The sequence below is a fragment of the Acinetobacter sp. F-1 genome, from assembly GCF_022869025.1.
GTDB classification, from domain to species: Bacteria; Pseudomonadota; Gammaproteobacteria; order Pseudomonadales; family Moraxellaceae; genus Acinetobacter; species Acinetobacter pseudolwoffii.
This window is the reverse complement of record NZ_JAJKFX010000004.1, coordinates 133,193-152,134: the sequence shown is the minus strand read 5'-3', so window position 1 is coordinate 152,134 and position 18,942 is coordinate 133,193. Positions and strand designations below refer to the sequence as shown.

Genomic DNA, 18,942 nt, shown 5'->3' with positions numbered 1-18,942 from the left:
TAAATGGAACATAATGATAATTTTTTATCATTTTTAATTTACCTCATAATATTTTTTTACTTCTCCAATACCTATAAAGTTTGAAAAAATATTATATTTTTGATGTTCTTTACGTATTCTTCCAGCAATAATACTTGGTGAAATTCCTAAGCGTTCAGCATCTTCTAACAAAAAACTCTCAGTTTGATAGAATCTGCTTAAACAAGACTCCCAATTTTCAGGACTGATTAAATTATCTAATGCAAATTTATCTGCTTCTTTTTCGTATATGTCGTTATCTTCACCCACTTCTTCATCTACAAAACTTATTTCAGCTTCTCTAGTTAAATGTAAAAACACATGAGCTAATTCATGCATTAAAACAAACCAAAAATTATCTAATCTGTCATGACGTAGAGTTAAGGCAACAATAGGAACTGATCGATATAATAATGCAGCACCATCTAAATAAGTAGACTTTAAATGTGGCTCAACTATTAAAATTATCCCTTTTTTAAATAAATAGTTTTTAACTAGTAGAGGAGCATTTTCATGTGTAGAAAGTGCTAATAGTTCTGGCAACCATGAAGTATCATTTTCAAAAACAGGTAAATCGCTAGTAGTTATTATTTTTTTTGCTTCATACAAAACCTTCATTTGCCATGCTAAAAGTGAATATTCTTTAGCACTATTACCATTAAAGGTCATTTTTCTATGAAAAGCTAACTCATAACTATTATCTTCTAAAATATTAGAGAACAATCTTTTCAACTCTTCAATAGGATTTAAATTCCCTTTAACCTTAATCCAACCTTTGTTAATTATTTCTGAAAGAGGGAATTTGCTCCAATCTAATAATTCATTTTTTTGAATATTGAACTCCATTGATTTATTAGATATATATTGATAAATTTTCCTCAATTCTTCAGGATTTAAATTTTCATAACATTCTTCTTCTAAACGTTTTATATGCTCAACAGAAATATTAAGTTCCTTGGCTATTTCCTCTTGATCTATTTGATTCCCAATTCTATAGAATAATAACTTTTTCCGATCTGTCAAAATTTCGCTAAAATCAGGAGTTTTATTATAATTTTTTACAATATCTTCATAAACGTTAACTTGAGAAATTAAATCTTCTAACTGACTTTTACTTGCATCAAGTTGTAATATCGACATGAAATCATTAAAATCAATGATTGATTCTAATTGTTTAATTTCTTTTTCAATCTTCCGGATATAGTCTTGAGTTAAAGTCAACTCAAAATTATTTAAAATCATATGAACTCTCCTGGGAATTCCGATTTTAGATCAACTATTATAATTCCTTTTGGTAACCCTGTTCTCTTTTCCCTCTGAAAAAATTCTTTGAATAACAACCCACTACCAGATTCACGACCATTTGGAAATAATTCTCCTCCAAAAAAATTTTTCTGAGCTTCTCTACCATTGCTGAAATCTTTTAATATAGGATGCAAAGCTCCAAAATTTACATTTACTGCATCCCAACAACCATCAAAGTCACTAGGATTTTCTTTTTCTGTTACATAACTGCCATCCAAATATAAATATTGGCAACCTGCTTTTGCCAATAATTCCGCAGCTTTTAATAATCCATCAAACAATTTCTTTCTATGAGGATTAAAAGCTAATTTACTCTCTATTTCTTTAAACGTAGCTAAATGTTCTCCAGGAGGTAATACCGCCCATGGTGCCCCTGGTAAAGATGTAAAACTTGGAATCATATTTTTTGAGTATAAGTATTTGTAACTTATAAAAATTATACCATGATTTCCTTCTTAAATTAAAATGAAATTTAATGCTCTTTGTTAATAACAAATTATTCAAGCATGCATTAATGAGAATATTAAACCGGCTAAATTGAAGCTTTTTTATATTTAAGAATTTTACTTTTCAGGCAATAGTTCATAAATTGAGACCCCTAAAGCTTTTGATATTTCATAAATTTTTTCAAGTGTAATATTTACTTCACCACGTTCTATACGCCCCATATAACTACGATCTATATTACATAGTAACGCTAGCCTTTCTTGAGATAGCTTTTTTAGTTTTCTCTGTTCCCGAACCTTCAAACCAAAAGAAACTGTGAGTTCTGACATATTTTTAATCAACTGCTCAAAAAACAGAACTATCACTATTTGAGGATTATATATCCACGGCTTATAATCCTCTTTTATTGTAAATTTGAAGCATATTTCACCATGCAACTTCTTAAAATGCCTTTGTTCGAAGTACTTCTCCCTGTCATCCAATCAAATTCAATTCATAACTGGACTGCTAATGATTTTTGGAAACAAATGAAATTGACTAAAAAAGAACGTCACCGCTTTAATCGTCAACGTATGTATCGAATACTACGAAAACTTGTTGAATTTGGTTTTTTAGAAAAGGATATCAATAAACAAAATCCTCAATTTTCTGCATTTCGAGAAACAATAAAACTTAATGAAATTAGAATCTTAAGCGAAGAAGAATCTGATGTTTCTAAAATTAAGTTAGAAGAAGTGAAAGTAAGTTCTGAAATTATGTTTTTAGAAAAACAAGTTGAGAAATATAGAAAATTAGAACTAAGTTTTCCAAATATCAAAAACAAGATATTTGATGCAAAGGAGAAATGCTCCTCTCAACTAATCGAGTTACGAGCATATCAGTCTGCTCTAAAAAGTGTGATAGCTTCTTAAAAAAACTATCAAACACGTCCCGAAAATGGAATTTCTTTATCAAATTCTTTTAAAGTTTTTTTGGTAATTGTATGGCTTGGTAAGGCTGTTTCAGGATGAACAGGCTTATCAACATCAATCATTTGTATTCCTCTTTGCCGAATATGATAAGCAATCTGCTGCCATCTCTTTTTCCATTTTTGTTCTTTCTCCTGGAAATTGTTGAGCTGTATCTTTAAGGACGCTATTTCCGCCTTTAATTCCTCAATAGTTTCGTCCAATACTTCTTTGGGTGTTACATTACCTTTGGATAAAGCCTGTTTAGCCACATCATAAGCTGCTTTAATTGCAGGCTTTGCTTGCATTGATTGTCGAGAAAATTTGAACCGATCTTCTAAAATTGCCCAAGTTAACTTTGAACCATGATGGCCTAATCCCCATTTTTTGAGTTCACTAATGATTCTCGACTCATCACGCTCAGTCATACGCTGAAATTTACTAGGCATTTGAGAGCTCCTCTAAATAAGCTTTTGGATCAAACTCAACTACACCGTTATCTTTTAGCTGCTTTGTCAGGACACCAATTTTCTTTTCATTATGCAACTCCCAATCTAAACCTTTCTTTACACGCTTTGATTGTTTTTGCTGGAGTACTGTCTCTTGTGCCTGTACTGTGATAGCCAGAATACGCTTTTGCTCCTCTAAACGCTTCTTATCGTCTTTAACCCACACATAATCCTTACAATCAGCAGAACATTGTAAATGACGTTCACAAGGCAATTGTGAGAAGTTATGGATGCATAATCCTGTCCCTACATCATGCACAGCTTGAACTCGTGCTTCTAGCACAGCATCTTGTATGCTAATAGGCAAATTAACTATCTGTTCAGCCAGCATTCCTCCAGCTTCACCATTTTTTATCTGCTCTCTAATAATGAGAGCTTTCTTTTCAGGACTGGTATGTTGATAAGCTTTTGTATCTTTAGGATCTGAGCGTCCGAACCATTCTGTTTGTAAAAGATCAGATAAACCACCTTCATCCAATATTGTATTTAGAGTATGCCTAAAATCATGGGTGGTGAATTCAGGAATATCTTCTATACCAACAAATTCAGTTACTAGGTCATCTATATATCTCAAGAAGGTAGTGAGCATTGAATGGGTACACTCTACAGGTAACCAGTAAGCTTCGCTCATACCACTAGACATTGTGTAATAACGTAAAAACATTAAATCGTGTAAATAATATTTTTTTCCGAATTGATCAGTATGAATTGGTAAAAGACTCCTTCGATTGAAATTATATTCACAGTAAGTTTTAAGCCCTTCATGGTTTATATAACGTATTGGACTCTTAGGCTTATGACCTGTAGAAGTTAATTTTTCATAATCAGGGAAGACCAAACCATCCTTAGTCAATCTACTAGTGCAATCCAAAATATTAGGATTTATAAGTAGTTTCCTTAAATCTTCTTTATAAACTCTTTCAGGACAATTTTTTAAAAATCTAAGATCTACCGTTTGAGATCTATGCATTTCAAGAGCACTGTCTCGGCATTTCTCAGTAAGAGCATGAACCTCTGAAATAACATCTTCTAAGATATTTAATGTCTCTGAGGGTAAATATAATTTTTTTATAGGTGTGAATGTATTGCCTTTAGAGGTTTTTCGAGGGAAATACTCCAAATAAGCCACACCATCCTTATCAGTTTGAACCTTCTGAAAAAGCAATAAAGAAAGCTCAGAGAATCTCCTACCAGTGCAAGCAAAGAAAGTTAATAACAATATGTAAAAACGGTATTTATGATCTTTAGGTACATTTTGATATAGCTGTCCCAGCACTTTAAAGACCACTGGTGCTAATACCTTTTCATGGGTTATCAAAGTATCTGGATCATCTAATCGTTTAGTACCAACAGCATTTACAGATTCTGGTCTTTTTTGCTTGGAATATTTGTAATTAAGGAAATTCTTACATAGGCCATTTACATCAAGATGTGCTGCAAACTCTGCAACCGCCTTATGTAAATTGTAGGCTGTTGATTGTGAATAGTCTTTTGCAATCTCATTACAGGCACGCTCCAGATCCTCTCTAGTAATATCGTAAATCGAAACCTTACGCTGATTAACAAAAGTAGCGATATAACCAATAGCTAATACAAACTCTCTTTGATTCGATATGATTTGTTGTTTGGAGTGTAGCCTTAACAGGAATAAAGCTTTTGCTAATTTCTCCCAATCTCCTCCAATTCTATCTCCACCCAATTTTGGTGAGTAACTAAAGCTCATTGTAACCGAAAGACTATTTCTTCCGCTTTGTTGCAATAAACGTCCACCTGTTATTTCCCAAACTTCTTCATCCCACTGAATAAGTTCAAATCCCTCTAACTTTAATAATTTTGCCTTAGCAACAAGATTATTAAAGTTTACTTGTCGGTCGATTTGCAAGCTTGTTAAGAAAGGAATAACCTTTGATTTTCTTGGAACTTTTCCACTGCTCATACATATTCCTTTTTACAAACTTCTGCTACTTGGGCTACAGCAAAAATAACTTCATCCAACTGGATTCCTAAACGAGCATTTTCATATTTTTCTAAGCGCTCATTTCTGCTATTAAGGAGACTTTCCAGCACATATTCGTGGTCAGCATGTCTATAAGGCTGGAATTTTGGACATAAGTAACAAGAAAAGGGAGGATCTAAATGACATATAGAAGATTTACCACATACTCCAATATCTTCTATCTCATCTTCAATCTTATCTCCCTTAAAAACTAAATATTTTTCAGGGTTATCACCATTAATAGCATCCTCTGAAGAGTCAATAATATGTCCAGAGAAATAGCTAAGATATTGAGAGAATCCTTTTGCGATTGCCTTATCAAGCTGAATAACGATTTTACCCGCTAGCTCAAAATATACCTGGACATGCTGAGTATCAGTATGGTCCAGAATTTTAGCTAGAGCAGCTTTACTGATTCCTTCAGCAGCTAAACCTGTTGCAAGGGTATAGCGAAGTCTTCGAGTTGTAACATGCATTAACTCCTTTGTCAGAGGAGAAATAATATTGTGTCTTTTTACAAAACCTTTAATTAAATAAGTAATCATTGAAGAGGAAAAATTATAAGCATTCTCATAATCGCCAGATAATAGTGCTGCCTCATTGCCTTTTGTATTTAAAAATATTGGCTGGGGATTTGGTATTTTTTTACCCTCATGGTAGAGAACCGCATCAATTTCATTATTAGCTTTGATTAGGTCATGAATATACCCTGCGAAAACTCGATCAAGAAACTCTTCGACATAATCATCTCGTGGACTTAGTAGCCTCTTTTTAATACGTGGAATTCTTAAGACGTAAACAGGATCATCTGATTCAGGGGTTAAATTAACTAGATCGGAATGTCTTAAATAAGTTAAATTGGCTGGATTTCTGCCATAAGCAATAGAAAGAGCAACAGCAGCTTTTTGTTGTAAATGTTCGAATTCTTGGCTCTGATCTTTTTTTAAGGCCTGAATGAGTAGAGGAAGTTCCAAGCTATGATTTAAAGGTCCTAAGTCTGGATCTTCCATCCGTACAGCTTCGCCTTTAGGATTAGCAGGAATAGGCATAGTTTCCAACAAACTAGCATAAGCTGTTGAAAAACCTAATTCAGGATAATGCTCAGCTCCGTAAAAATACCATTGTATTGGTCTATATAATGTCCAAAGATTCTGCTCTTTTCGACCCAAATTAATCGCATTTTCAACTACTGAAATTAGAGTTTCTTCAATATCTTGAGCAGAGATTATTACTTCTATATTTTTCCGGAAAAACTTTCCCCAAACATCTTGAAAATGCTGCAAACCTGCATGAGTAGACACTCTTTCAATCTTTTCAATGATGAAAGATTTTAATACCCATTTTAAATTTTCATTTGGAATTTTTGAGAAATCCAATTTAGAAGTAGAAGTATCAATAGCATAGGGTAAGTTCCATAAATCACCTGCTGTATTTACCCGTTTCCCTTCACGACTAATAATAAAATCTGGAATCTCTCTCCAGCCCTTTTCATTTACAAATAATTCATATTGCACAGCTTTAGATGCCGAAAATTTCACGTTGATACTGTCCTAAATACTTATTGGCTTCCAATTCAGTTTCTTTAAATGTGTATACATCTTGAGAAGATAAAGAACTATCTCCTCTCAAATAAGCTAAGGTTTTTTTCCTATTTTCCTCTTCAATACCAGCTTCTCTTAGCAATCTCTCCATCGATGCAGAGAAAGTATGCCTTAGAGATTTAGGACTAAAATTAGGGGGCAGAACTTTCGAATGCTTTTTTCTCAAGATTTGAAAATATTGGGTAACAGATGCATGTGAAAGAGGAGTGCCTTCTTTATTAAGAATCAGATAATCCCATTCAATATCTGTCTGATTTCTTTCATCTAACATCTCTCTCCATGTTGTAATGTAGAGATCTAGTGCTATCGCAAGTGACTTATCATTGATTGCGAGCACCCGCCCATTTCTCTTAATTTGAGGTCTAGGTCTTCTTATATCCCGAGAGTCAGGTGGTCGCCGGTGTACTCGTATAGAAGATATTCCCCCAAGCTGTATATCTTCTACTCTCAAACTAAGCACCTCTCCAGGTCTAAAACCAAATGAGAGCATGAGCATAACCATAATATAGTTTCTATGCTCAATGGGATTCTTATTTCCCTTTTTAGGTTTGATTAATTTAATTAGATTAGACTGCTCGTTATCAGTTAACCCCTTTGAAAGGGTTCTGTTAGTCGGAGGAGAGGTTATAGAACAACGATCTAACAAGGATATAAGTCTTTTTTTATACTCAACGTAATATTGGTAATGATCTGAAGTAAAAGGCAACGTACCGATATAAGTCTCAATATACCAATTTAAAAACTGCTTAATCGTAATGAGTCTTTGATTGAAAGTATCTGGTCTCACAGCAATTTTAATAGTTCTATGTTTAATTTCATGATCCTTTCTTAGATACTCAACAAGACTTCCAACAATTTCTGCTTCTGTAAATGGTTTCTTGTAAATCAATCTTTCATGCAGATCAATCTTATGTATTTGCATCCACTGATAAAATAATTTTAATTCTCTTAGATTTCTTACCAATGTATTAGAACTAGAAGCCCGTTTAGACAAAATAAATTCATTAGGTAAAGGTATAGGCATTCCTTCATCATCTAAGAGTATGGGTAAAAGCTCTCCTCCTGATTCATGCAAGATAACCTCTATATCCATATAGTATTTTTCCTGATTAGATATGATTATTTTTAACATACTAACTTAACAAAAGAAATTATATATGCACTTTTAACTTAACATTTTTAAAGTTAAAAAAAATAGCTCCTCTTATTTACAAAATAAAAGGAGCTATTTCTTTAGATAAATATTTGAATCAAAATAAATTTAAAACAATATTATCTTTAATAACTTAACAAGTTATCTCTATATATGATCTAAAACGGAAGATCATCATCTAAATCAGCTGCAGGCGCTGCTGTTGGTGCAGGTGCAGATTTCGGTGCAAAACCACTCGGGTTATTGTTGCCATAACCGCCACCCTGATTGTTGTTGAAACCGCCTTGCTGCGGCGCTGAACCATAACCCGACTGCGGATTATTGCCATAACCGCCACTTTGGTTGTTACTCGCCTGATTATTGTTATTAAAACGTGGCTGGTTAAAACTGTTGTCGCCCTGCTCGCCTTGTGAACGATTCGAGTCCAGCATCTGCATTTGATCACCACGGATTTCCGTTGTATAGCGCTCCTGACCATTTTGATCAGTCCACTGACGGGTACGTAATGAACCTTCAATATATACTTTAGAACCTTTACGCAGATATTGCTGCGCAATTTCGCCTAAACGGTTATGCAACACGATACGGTGCCATTCCGTTTGTTCTTTACGTTCACCGGTACTTTTATCTGTCCACGAATCGCTGGTAGCAATCGAAAATTGAGTGAGAGAACCACCATTTGCAAAAGTTTTGGTTTCCGGATCTTTACCCAAAGTACCCACTAAAATGACTTTATTTACACCACGCATTTGCTGTTTACTTCCTATATATTTCTGTATTTTACTTTATAAGAGTTATGCTTAAATGGCTACCTCTTTACCTAACAAGTGCGTTAATTGTTGTCGCGAAGCATCATCAATCTGCTGTTTATCGACTTTTATATAGGCAACTTGCTGTTCAGCCATCACCACGACTTCTTCAATACCACGAATCGCCAAAAGCTGAGAAGTCCATTCGTCAGTTTGTCTGCTTTCCGGCAAACGCAGCACCAGTGATGAAAGATAGCGTGGCTGAGCTAGCCCGAAACTCATCAGCAGCCAAACAATCGCAATCCCGGTCAGGATACTCCAGCCCATCGAGGTATTATTGAGCAGCAACAATTGACCACCGATCATTCCCCCAAAGAAGGCACCCAAAAACTGGCTGCTAGCATTCACGCCCATTGCCGTCGCTTTAGACTGGATCGGTGCAGCTTTAGACAGCCAGGAAGGCAATAAGGCCTCCATCACATTAAAGGCAATAAAGAACAGACCCAGGCCAATGAGCAAGATATATTTGGATTCAAAACCAAAGACCATCACCATTAAACCCAGAATAATACCGCTAATCGCCACCAGAAAAATCGCGCGCATTTTGTGGTATTTTTCTGCCAGAATAATACTCGGAAAAGCAAAGAACAGACTTAGCACCAACAGGGGTAAATAGACCAAGCCATGACTGGAAAGTGGCAGATCTGCAAACTCGATCAGCTGCGAAGGCACATAAATAAACATGGCTGTGAGCAATAAATGCAGGGTAAACACAGATACATGCAGACGATTCAGATCGCCAATCTGGAGCACCTGTTTCAGTTGGGTCAGATAACCCTGTTGAAAGTTTTTATGATGCCGCGTGACTTTAGGCACCATAAACAGCATCGCAATGGCAGCCAATCCCATCACCGTGGTGACCCAGAACAATCCCGAAATGCCAACCAGACCTGTCAGCCAAGGCCCGAGACTAAATGCCACCACAAAAGACAGACCAATACTCATGCCCATGATTGCCATGGCTTTCATGCGGTTTTCTTCACGCGTGACATCGGCCAGTAAGGCCATGACGACAGCGGATACTGCGCCACCGCCGGCAATGGCACGACCGATAATCACGCCATAAATGCTGTCAGACATGGCTGCAATCGCACCACCCAAGGCAAACAGCAGCAGTCCTAAAACAATCAAAGGCTTACGGCTGTAGCGGTCTGCAATCAGGCTAAATGGTATCTGTAATAAGGCCTGAGTCAAACCATAGACCCCGACCGCCAAACCGATCAGTGCAGGCGTTGCATCGTCATAGGCCTGCCCTGCCACAGAAAACACCGGGATAATCATAAACAACCCCAACATGCGCAGTGCAAAAATACTGCTCAGGGCAAAGGTTGAACGACGTTCTAAAGCATTCATCATAAATTATGGCGATTGGGTTAATTAATCTGGAGCCCAGATTATAGGACATTCAGCTCATGAAGAAGACATGAATTTTATTTGAAATAAAGATGATGCTGATCTAAAAATAAAAAAGCGCAGCCGGAGCTACGCTTTTTATTCAGGAACAGCGCTTTATTTGTCTAAAGCTGCCTGACGTTTTTTGTATTGAATCGAGGCGAATACTGCCCAGACAATAAAGGCTACACCGATCAGACCGGTCACCACTTCTGGTACATGCAGACCGGTTCCGCTGGCAATCATGATAAAAGCCAGTGCACCGATGGCATAATGCGCACCATGTTCCAAGTAAATATAGGCATCCAATGTGCCCTGTTCAACCAGATAAATCGTCATTGAACGGACAAAGATCGCACCAATTGCCAGACCCAGCATGATGATGACCACGTCTGAGGTAATCGCAAAGGCACCGATCACGCCATCAAAACTGAAAGAGGCATCCAGGACTTCTAAATAGAGGAAACCACCAATACCGGCTTTCACTACACCCGTCGGTACGCCATTTTCATCATGACGAATCGCATTGCCTTCTTCATCGACTTCCGGTTCACCACCGAGCATATGGCTCAAGACCTGCACCCCAATATAAATTACGATGCCCCAGATTCCCGCCATAGTCACTGCCAGACGCTTGGCTTCATCGACATTGGCTGCCATGATTAACAAGGCCACCAGTGCGATAAACACCGACATCGCTGGTACATTGGCCAGATTGGACAGACGGCGTTCCACCCGTCTGAACCAGTGCGTGTCTTTTTCTTCATCCAGGAAGAAGTTCAGGAATACCATCAACAGGAAAGCACCACCAAAAGCTGCAATTTCGGGATGATGTGCCATTAAACGTGCTGAATATTCTTTCGGATCATTCAGGGCCAGACGTACCACTTCCATAAAGCCCAGGTCTGCAGTCACTGCAACAATGACCACCGGGAAGATCAAACGCATTCCGAAGACTGCAATCAGAATACCGACTGTCAGGAACAGCATTTTCCAGAAATGATCCCAACCCCGTAGGACTGAGGCATTGACAACCGCGTTATCAAAGGACAACGACACTTCCATAATCGCCAGAATAGCGGTAATGGTCAGCGCTGTGAGCATGGTTTGCAGGCCTGCGTCAGGACCATGGGTATAACCCCAATACGCAGACAAACCAAGACACACGATCGAAAATGCAATCGAGAAACCAAAATGTTTCAACATACACAACGACCTTGGATAAATTAAATAAATGTATGGCTGCGAGAGAGCAGCAATACGAATAGGAAAAGTTAAGCTAATTATGAAACTTTTAGCGCATAAACCAAAGCACTTCCTGAGCTGTTTTATCTTATTTTCTGTTTTTAAAATTTGCCGATCTTTTAAACAGCCCGATCTTTGCTATAGTGCCGCATGGTTTAACTTGAACTGCGAAGGATTTTCAGCATGAGTTTTTCACAAGAGCTATGGCAACGCAATCTCGGACTTTATCAGAAGACCCTGGCCCTGCCCTTTAATCAGCAACTGGCGCAAGGTACTTTAAGCCGTGAAGCCTTTAGTCATTATGTGATTCAGGATGCGCATTATTTACTGGCCTATGGCCGTGCACTGGCAGTCTGTGCTGCCAAAGCTTTTGAAGCGGATGATGTGATCCAGTTTGCCGAGGCAGCCAAAATTGCGATTGTGGTGGAACGTAGCCTGCATGATGGCTTTATGCAGGATTTTGGCATTAGCAAAGAGCAGTTTGAAAATACCCCGCTGACTCTGGCATGTCATCACTATACTTCTTACCTGACTTCGACCGCTTGGTCAGAAAGCTACCCAGTAGTACTGGCCTCGTTGCTGCCTTGTTTCTGGATTTATGCTGAAGTTGGTAAAGATATTGTCGACAACTCTGCGCCGAATAATCCGTATCAGGCTTGGGTGGACACCTATTCAGGAGAAGAGTTCCACACTGCGGTACGTAATGTGATTGCGACTGTTGACCGTGTTGCGGCGCGTGTTGATGCCGATACACTAGAAAAAATGCATGCAGCTTATACCCATGCTGCCCGTCTGGAATGGTTGTTCTGGGACAGTGCCTTTGAGCAACGCCAGTGGCCTGGCCTAGACCAATAAGATGCACAAAAAAAGCCCTGTTTAAAACCACAATGCCAGTCAGTTAAGAAATTGACTGGCATTTTCTTTTTAAAATTCATGATTATATTTGATAGTTGGAAAAGTCATCCGCTGGGCGAAACCAAAGTAACAACTGATTTACAAGTTTTTGATTTAAAACCTTAAGACTCCGCCCTGGACGACTAAAAAATTAAAGAGTCTATTTCTAAACGCCTTAACTGATCAGTATTACTGTTGAAGATTGGGCGTCTTTATCTTATCGATTAAAATCGGATCTATTGTCATCAATTGATTATAAAAACGGCTTAGTCTGGGAAAAGAACAACAAAACTGCTGAGTGGCGAGTAAGCTAAACCTAGCTATTCGCCACACATTGCCGCATAATAAATGAGAATAATTATCATTTAATAGTTTGGTCCCAGAAAGAGGCATCAGATATGGACACTTTAGGTACCGAGGCGATTCGGGCATTTTTTACGGTGCAATGTTGCTGGTTGAATAATGAAGAAATTTATCTGGAACAGGGCTGTCTGGATTGTGGTTCAGCAGCAACTTACCTGATTTACCATACCAACACGCATATCCAGAAACATCTGCTGAAATTTATTGAAAAGTACCGCTGTCATCAGGCCCGTCGTAATGATTTGCTCGACCTGGATTTTTTCGAACAAGACTATGAGGGCTTTTTGCAAATTCTGGAAAATGAAGTTAATTTCTATGCGCGACTGCATCATGATATACCACGTGACACCTGCTTTGAGGATGTTGAATCGATCTTTGAACGCCGCTATGCAGCGGCTTGTTAAGAACGTCCCTCACGTCTAGTCATTCTGAACAGTGAAGCGATCTACTGTGATATTTCTCGGTATTGTGATGAATTGACCAATCACCGACATAACTTGACGTTTAAAATACTTTTATTTGCACTTGAACATTTTTCATCCGGTATCATATAAGGGTTTTTGATGAATATTCTAGGATCCTTGCATGAGCCAAAGCCACATCCGTATTCGAGGCGCACGTACCCATAACCTGAAAAATGTGAACCTTGATATACCACGCGACAAGTTTGTGGTGATTACGGGACTGTCTGGTTCAGGTAAGTCCTCGCTTGCCTTTGATACCTTATATGCCGAAGGTCAACGCAGATATGTAGAATCGCTGTCTGCCTATGCACGCCAGTTTCTTTCACAAATGGAAAAACCGGAAGTCGATTCGATTGAAGGCCTCAGTCCAGCCATCGCGATTGAACAGAAATCGACCAGCCATAACCCGCGTTCTACCGTGGGTACTATTACCGAAATTTATGACTACTTACGTCTGCTGTATGCACGTGTCGGTACGCCCTTCTGTCCAGAACATGACCTGCCGATGGTGGCACAAACCGTCACGGAAATGGTCGATGCAGTCAAAGTGCTGGAAGAAGGCACAGCCTTGATGCTGCTTGCCCCGGTGGTGCGTGAGCGTAAAGGTGAATATACCGCCTTATTTGAGCAGTTACAGAGTCAAGGTTTTGTCCGTGCCCGCGTCGATGGCGAGATTATGGAAATTGATCCGCCACCAGAACTGGACAAAAAGAAAAAACATACCATTGAAGTCGTGGTCGACCGCTTTAAAGTCCGTGATGATCTGGGCAACCGTATTGCAGAAAGTTTTGAAACTGCACTGCGCCTCGGTGGCGATATTGCGATTTTATCCTGGATGAAGGATGAACATGATGATCGGGTATTTTCTGCCAAGCATTCCTGCCCGGAATGTGACCGCGCTGTCGCAGAACTGGAACCGCGTTTATTCTCGTTCAATAACCCTTTTGGTGCCTGTCCGGTCTGTGATGGTCTCGGCACCCGCAGTCATTTTAGTGCCGATAAACTGATTCCCAATCCTGAAGTCAGTGTCAGTCAGGGTGCGATTCGTGGCTGGGACCGTCAGCGTCCTTACTATTACAGCATGATCCAGAAAGTCGCCGAGCATTTTGGTTTTTCGCTAGAAACTCCTTGGAATGAACTGGATGCCGACACCAAGAAGAAATTCCTGTACGGTACTGGCAAAGAAAAAATTGATCTGAGCTATATCGACGAGCGTGGCCGTCGCCACAATCGGGTCATTCCTTTTGAAGGGATTTTGCCACATCTGGAACGTCGTTACCGCGAAACTGAAAGTAATTATGTGCGTGATGATCTGGCACAGTATCTGTCCAATGCTGCCTGTGATGCCTGTGATGGTTCTCGTCTGAATGAAATCTCGCGTAATGTGAAAATTCTGGACAAGACCATTGCGGACATTACCCGCATGTCGATTGGCGATGCCGAAAGCTATTATCAGGACATTAACCTGGAAGGCGCACGCGGTGAAATCGCCGACAAGATTTTTAAAGAAATCCGTGAACGTCTGCATTTTCTGGTCTCAGTCGGTCTGAATTATCTCAGCCTGTCACGTTCTGCAGAAACCCTGTCGGGTGGTGAAGCACAGCGAATTCGTCTGGCCTCACAGATCGGTGCCGGTCTGATGGGCGTGATGTATGTGCTGGATGAGCCGTCAATTGGTCTGCATCAGCGTGATAATGACCGTCTGTTACAGACCCTGATCCGTCTGCGTGATCTGGGCAATACCGTCTTGGTGGTCGAGCATGATGAAGATGCGATTCGTGCCGCTGACCATATTATTGATATTGGTCCGGGTGCCGGTGTGCATGGTGGGCATGTGATTGCCGAAGGAACTTATGAGGAAATTCTGGCGAATCCTGACTCGCTGACCGGAAAGTATCTATCCGGCAAGTTAAAAATTGAAGTCCCGAAAAAACGGATTCAACCGCCTAAGCCTGAAGAACAGATCAAGCTGATGGGAGCATCCGGGCATAACCTGAAAAAAGTCGATCTGACCATTCCTTTAGGTATTATGACCTGTGTTACCGGGGTGTCCGGTTCAGGTAAATCGACCCTGATTAACCGTACCTTGTTACCTTTGGCGGCGACCCAGCTCAATGGTGCTACCACTTTAACTTCGGAAAAGTTTGAATCGATTGATGGCTTGCAGTTCCTCGACAAAGTCGTCGATATTGACCAGAGTCCGATTGGACGAACCCCACGTTCCAATCCGGCCACTTATACCGGTTTATTTACCCCGATTCGTGAACTGTTTTCACAAACTCCGGAAGCCAAAGCACGTGGTTATGCCGCGGGTCGTTTCTCGTTTAACGTGAAAGGTGGTCGCTGTGAAGCCTGTGAAGGCGACGGCATGATCAAGGTGGCGATGCATTTCCTGCCGGATATGTATGTGCCTTGCGATGCCTGTCATGGCAAACGTTATAACCGTGAAACGCTGGAAGTGAACTATAAGGGCAAGAATATTTCCGATGTGTTGCAGATGACCGTTGAGGATGCCATGCATTTCTTCGATGCCATTCCCGTCATTCACCGTCGTCTGGAAACATTGCATCAGGTAGGTTTGGGTTATATCCGTCTGGGTCAGTCTGCGACCACGCTTTCCGGTGGTGAAGCGCAGCGTGTCAAACTGGCACGTGAACTGGCCAAACGCGATACCGGTCAAACCCTGTATATTCTGGATGAACCGACCACGGGTCTGCATTTCCATGATATTGCCAAGCTGCTGGACATCCTGCATCAGCTACGTGATAAGGGTAATACCATTGTGGTGATTGAACATAACCTAGACGTGATTAAAACCGCCGATTGGGTCGTGGACTTAGGCCCTGAAGGTGGTTCGGGAGGCGGTATGATTGTTGCTGAGGGAACGCCTGAACAGGTGGTAAAAGTCAAAGCGTCACATACGGGTAAGTTTTTGAAAGCGTTGTTGAAATAAGCTATCCAAGATTTATCAGCCCTTCTTTTATCAAGGAGGGCTTTTTATTTTTCATGATCCTATTGAACGAATTTCTTCAGCCAATTGTGCCAATATTTGATCATCTACCTTTTTAGCATCATGAGATGAGATATAACCTTCATAGGCATCAAAATACTTATCTATTGAAGAATGAATTGGCTGCCAGTTTTCATGCGTCTTTTTAGTCTGATGCATTGGAAATAATTTGGCATGAACATGACCAACTTAAGTCTAAAGATCATCCAAATTAAATCACATGACTGGCAACATGGATGTTGCCCGTTTGACTGTGCTAAAGGGACTTAGCATCAGTCGAACAAATGCATTTGGCTACTTTTGTGCAGTCAAAAGTAGAGAAGGAATCTTTTAGACTAAACCTCAGCCACCACATTCCGTCCCTTCGCTTTGGCTTTAAACAAAGCATCATCGGCATTTGACAACAAAGCCATCCAGGAAACAGCCCCAATCGCCACCCCGATACTGACCGAAATCTGGATCTCGTCTCCTAGCGCAGTCAGAATATAGCGCTCAGCCACTTCAGCCCGAATTTTATCTGCAACGATCAGTGCCTGATCCATTTCAATATTTTCAATCAGTACCAGAAATTCATCGCCACCATAGCGCACCAGCAAATCCGTCGCCCGAACATTGGCCTTTAACCGCTCGGCCACCAGTTGAATCACCTGATCACCCACAATATGCCCATACCGATCATTCACCTGTTTAAAATGATCAATATCGATAATCATCAAACAGGTTTGGCTCAGTTGGCTCGGTTGATTTTCCAGAAAACGGATATATTCTTCCAGAGCAAAACGGTTTGATAATCCGGTCAAAGCATCTGAATGCGCGATATTCTTTAACCGGAATTCCAAAGCATCGCGTTCTTGCAACATTTGTTGCAATTTCTGAATGGCAGCGAATAAGGAATCAGAATGATTCACTTCACGCAGCCGCATATCAATTTTCTGACGACCCGAGTTTTTAGACAAACTCAACAACATGCGGCGTGCCTGAATAAGTGGCAAAAATACTTGTTTGCGTGCAAAGATCATGGTGGAAATCGCGGTCAGTAATGAAATCAACGATACCAACACGCTCCAGATCAAACGCTGCATATTGCTGTTCATTTCCTGAATAGCGGCATCTCTGCTGTATTGCAGCAGATAAGTTTGCAGGTCTACCACAGTCGCAAATTTATCTACGATCGCTTCAGTCAGCTCTGTTCCGCTCAAACGGTAGTCACGTTGCTCCAGACTGTCACTGATCAGCTCACTCACAATCGGTAAGCCTTGCTGAATAAACTCGGTTTCTACCCGCCGATGTAAACGGATGAATTCCTCAGTCTTATCTTGAACAGGTTGAATGGTATCAATCAAGGCCCACAAATAACGCACCTGATGTTGGGTCTGTAAAGAGCGGGTAATATTTTCAGTGGGAAGCGGAGCTTCAAAAGTCACATGTGCCATGATAGACGAGGCCACACGACCGGCCTGATCACGTAAATCTGATAAAAATAGAATCTGGCTAATATAGTTATTCAGGGGGGTCGATGAGCTATCTGAAGCCACCGCCACGTCACGCAAAAGTTCACGGCAACTTTCCCAGGCAGCAAACATCGCCAGAATCGCCTGATCAAGTTCCTGAGCACTGCGCAGCTGACGCGGCATCTGGGTATAAGCATCAACCTGTGCACGCCCTTTTTTCAAACTATTCTCAAGCTGTGAAAGTTGCTGACTCAGGTTGTTAAAACCGACCTCCGTCAAGACATCAGCCGTCTGGGAGAGCTGCCGATCCACCTGTTGACGGTAGCTGATTAACTCTTGCTGATGCTGGGCAAATTCCTGCACCGAACTGGACATGGCCTTATTGGCAGGCGCACGCTCACGCGAAATTTTATTTGCCAGGTCAGCGACCTGCTGCAATGCATTCAATTGTTGATAGGTTTGTCTGGATTTTAAATAACTTTGACTGCTACTCACAATTAAGGGGATACAGATACAAAGTAAACATAAAATAATAATCGACATCGACCAGTACAAACGTTTACTGATCCACTCAGAGCGTAAGGTATTCATGCTGTTGTATTACGCCCCAATATGACAAGCAAAGCTAAATAGATTGATTATTATACAAATAAAATGAAATACTCTTAAAGTAGGTAATTCAACTTAGTTAATGTTTTTTCTATATTTTTTTGATTTTAATTTTTAAAAGCGCTACTTTTTAAATTCAGGCTAAAGTTTTATGGGTTTTATCCTACAAAAAATACAACACAAATACAGGACTTTTAAGCATTAAAAAAAATATCAAAACTTGCTTTCCGCACTATTTACACATGCAACAATTGGGTGCATAATGCACCGCATTAGGGCGAGTTAAATTATTCCTCAGCAGATATTTTAGTTTACCCGCAAATTTTGGCGAAAAAACCCCAGTTTTCTATGAAAACTGGGGTTTTTTTTAGTGCTTATATTTTTAGGTCATCTATTAATGAATTAATATGCACCATTTTAGTGCTTTATTTTTACTATTTTTATTGCTGAAGTTCATTGCTACAGAACAGTTTCTATCTTAGAAGATGAATAGAAAGTAAATAAAAAATGCGGATAAAAAAAAGCCCAACCTTGGGGAAAGCTGGGCCAATAAAAAAATTGTGGAGAATCACGTTAAATCATAATGAAACATGAACTTTAACCTGATACTGATATTATGTAAAAATCTATTAACAATGTAAAGCCGATTGGCCTAGTCGAGATTAAAAAGCATCACATTTTGGTTCAAAAAAGAGACACCTATTACAATTCTAGAGGAATTCTGCATTA

General features: G+C 39.8%; 15 protein-coding genes. 4 read left to right on the top strand and 11 right to left on the bottom strand.

Translation table 11 applies throughout. From position 1 onward, the window contains the following. Nucleotides 1-33 precede the first annotated feature (33 nt). From LOZ91_RS05830 to LOZ91_RS05820, 3 genes are all read right to left on the bottom strand, one after another. On the bottom strand, nt 34-1,260 hold the full coding sequence (locus LOZ91_RS05830; protein WP_244782801.1) for an ImmA/IrrE family metallo-endopeptidase: 1,227 nt from the start codon (nt 1,258-1,260) through the stop codon (nt 34-36). Then, on the bottom strand, nt 1,257-1,724 hold the full coding sequence (locus tag LOZ91_RS05825; RefSeq protein ID WP_244782800.1) for a hypothetical protein: 468 nt from the start codon (nt 1,722-1,724) through the stop codon (nt 1,257-1,259). Before LOZ91_RS05825 ends, LOZ91_RS05830 begins: the two co-directional genes overlap by 4 nt. Nucleotides 1,725-1,886: 162 nt before the next feature. Beyond that, the gene (locus LOZ91_RS05820) at nt 1,887-2,099 is read right to left on the bottom strand and encodes a helix-turn-helix transcriptional regulator (RefSeq protein WP_244782799.1); all 213 of its coding nucleotides are present in this window, start codon (nt 2,097-2,099) and stop codon (nt 1,887-1,889) included. 102 nt (nt 2,100-2,201) lie between these two features. Between LOZ91_RS05820 and LOZ91_RS05815 the strand changes: the two genes are divergently transcribed. Further along, nucleotides 2,202-2,681 (top strand): hypothetical protein, encoded by a 480-nt coding sequence (locus LOZ91_RS05815; RefSeq protein WP_244782798.1) that lies wholly within the window; start codon nt 2,202-2,204, stop codon nt 2,679-2,681. Nucleotides 2,682-2,689: 8 nt separating this feature from the next. On the opposite strand, the gene LOZ91_RS05810 is transcribed toward LOZ91_RS05815, so the two are convergent. The 7 genes from LOZ91_RS05810 to LOZ91_RS05780 form a co-directional block, all read right to left on the bottom strand. Continuing rightward, complete coding sequence (locus tag LOZ91_RS05810; RefSeq protein ID WP_244782797.1) at nt 2,690-3,166, bottom strand: protein kinase; 477 nt, start codon at nt 3,164-3,166, stop codon at nt 2,690-2,692. Next, complete coding sequence (locus LOZ91_RS05805) at nt 3,159-5,162, bottom strand: integrase (RefSeq protein ID WP_244782796.1); 2,004 nt, start codon at nt 5,160-5,162, stop codon at nt 3,159-3,161. The genes LOZ91_RS05810 and LOZ91_RS05805 overlap by 8 nt, the downstream gene beginning before the upstream one ends. Then, the gene (locus LOZ91_RS05800) at nt 5,159-6,760 is read right to left on the bottom strand and encodes a site-specific integrase (RefSeq protein ID WP_005095123.1); all 1,602 of its coding nucleotides are present in this window, start codon (nt 6,758-6,760) and stop codon (nt 5,159-5,161) included. The genes LOZ91_RS05805 and LOZ91_RS05800 overlap by 4 nt, the downstream gene beginning before the upstream one ends. Next, complete coding sequence (locus tag LOZ91_RS05795) at nt 6,741-7,916, bottom strand: site-specific integrase (protein ID WP_005095121.1); 1,176 nt, start codon at nt 7,914-7,916, stop codon at nt 6,741-6,743. The genes LOZ91_RS05800 and LOZ91_RS05795 overlap by 20 nt, the downstream gene beginning before the upstream one ends. Nucleotides 7,917-8,134: 218 nt before the next feature. Continuing rightward, nucleotides 8,135-8,725: a single-stranded DNA-binding protein gene (gene ssb / locus LOZ91_RS05790; RefSeq protein WP_005095120.1), complete on the bottom strand. Its 591-nt coding sequence runs from the start codon at nt 8,723-8,725 to the stop codon at nt 8,135-8,137. 51 nt (nt 8,726-8,776) lie between these two features. Then, nucleotides 8,777-10,141 (bottom strand): MFS transporter, encoded by a 1,365-nt coding sequence (locus tag LOZ91_RS05785; RefSeq protein WP_034608840.1) that lies wholly within the window; start codon nt 10,139-10,141, stop codon nt 8,777-8,779. A 153-nt stretch (nt 10,142-10,294) separates the two neighbouring features. Further along, nucleotides 10,295-11,383, bottom strand: coding sequence for a DUF475 domain-containing protein (locus tag LOZ91_RS05780; protein ID WP_004647275.1), 1,089 nt, complete (start codon nt 11,381-11,383; stop codon nt 10,295-10,297). A gap of 222 nt (nt 11,384-11,605) precedes the next feature. Here LOZ91_RS05780 and tenA point away from each other — a divergent pair, with 222 nt between their 5' ends. The 3 genes from tenA to uvrA all read left to right on the top strand — a co-directional run bounded on the left by tenA (nt 11,606) and on the right by uvrA (nt 16,096). After that, nucleotides 11,606-12,277 carry a thiaminase II gene (gene tenA / locus LOZ91_RS05775; RefSeq protein WP_244782795.1) on the top strand — a complete coding sequence of 224 codons (672 nt, stop codon included), beginning with the start codon at nt 11,606-11,608 and terminating at the stop codon, nt 12,275-12,277. A 437-nt stretch (nt 12,278-12,714) separates the two neighbouring features. Continuing rightward, nucleotides 12,715-13,083 carry a hypothetical protein gene (locus LOZ91_RS05770; protein WP_005095110.1) on the top strand — a complete coding sequence of 123 codons (369 nt, stop codon included), beginning with the start codon at nt 12,715-12,717 and terminating at the stop codon, nt 13,081-13,083. A gap of 181 nt (nt 13,084-13,264) precedes the next feature. After that, nucleotides 13,265-16,096 (top strand): excinuclease ABC subunit UvrA, encoded by a 2,832-nt coding sequence (gene uvrA, locus LOZ91_RS05765; RefSeq protein ID WP_244782794.1) that lies wholly within the window; start codon nt 13,265-13,267, stop codon nt 16,094-16,096. 392 nt (nt 16,097-16,488) lie between these two features. Here the strand turns inward: uvrA and LOZ91_RS05760 are convergent, their stop codons facing one another. Then, nucleotides 16,489-18,195, bottom strand: coding sequence for a GGDEF domain-containing protein (locus LOZ91_RS05760; protein WP_244782793.1), 1,707 nt, complete (start codon nt 18,193-18,195; stop codon nt 16,489-16,491). Nucleotides 18,196-18,942: the final 747 nt, after the last annotated feature.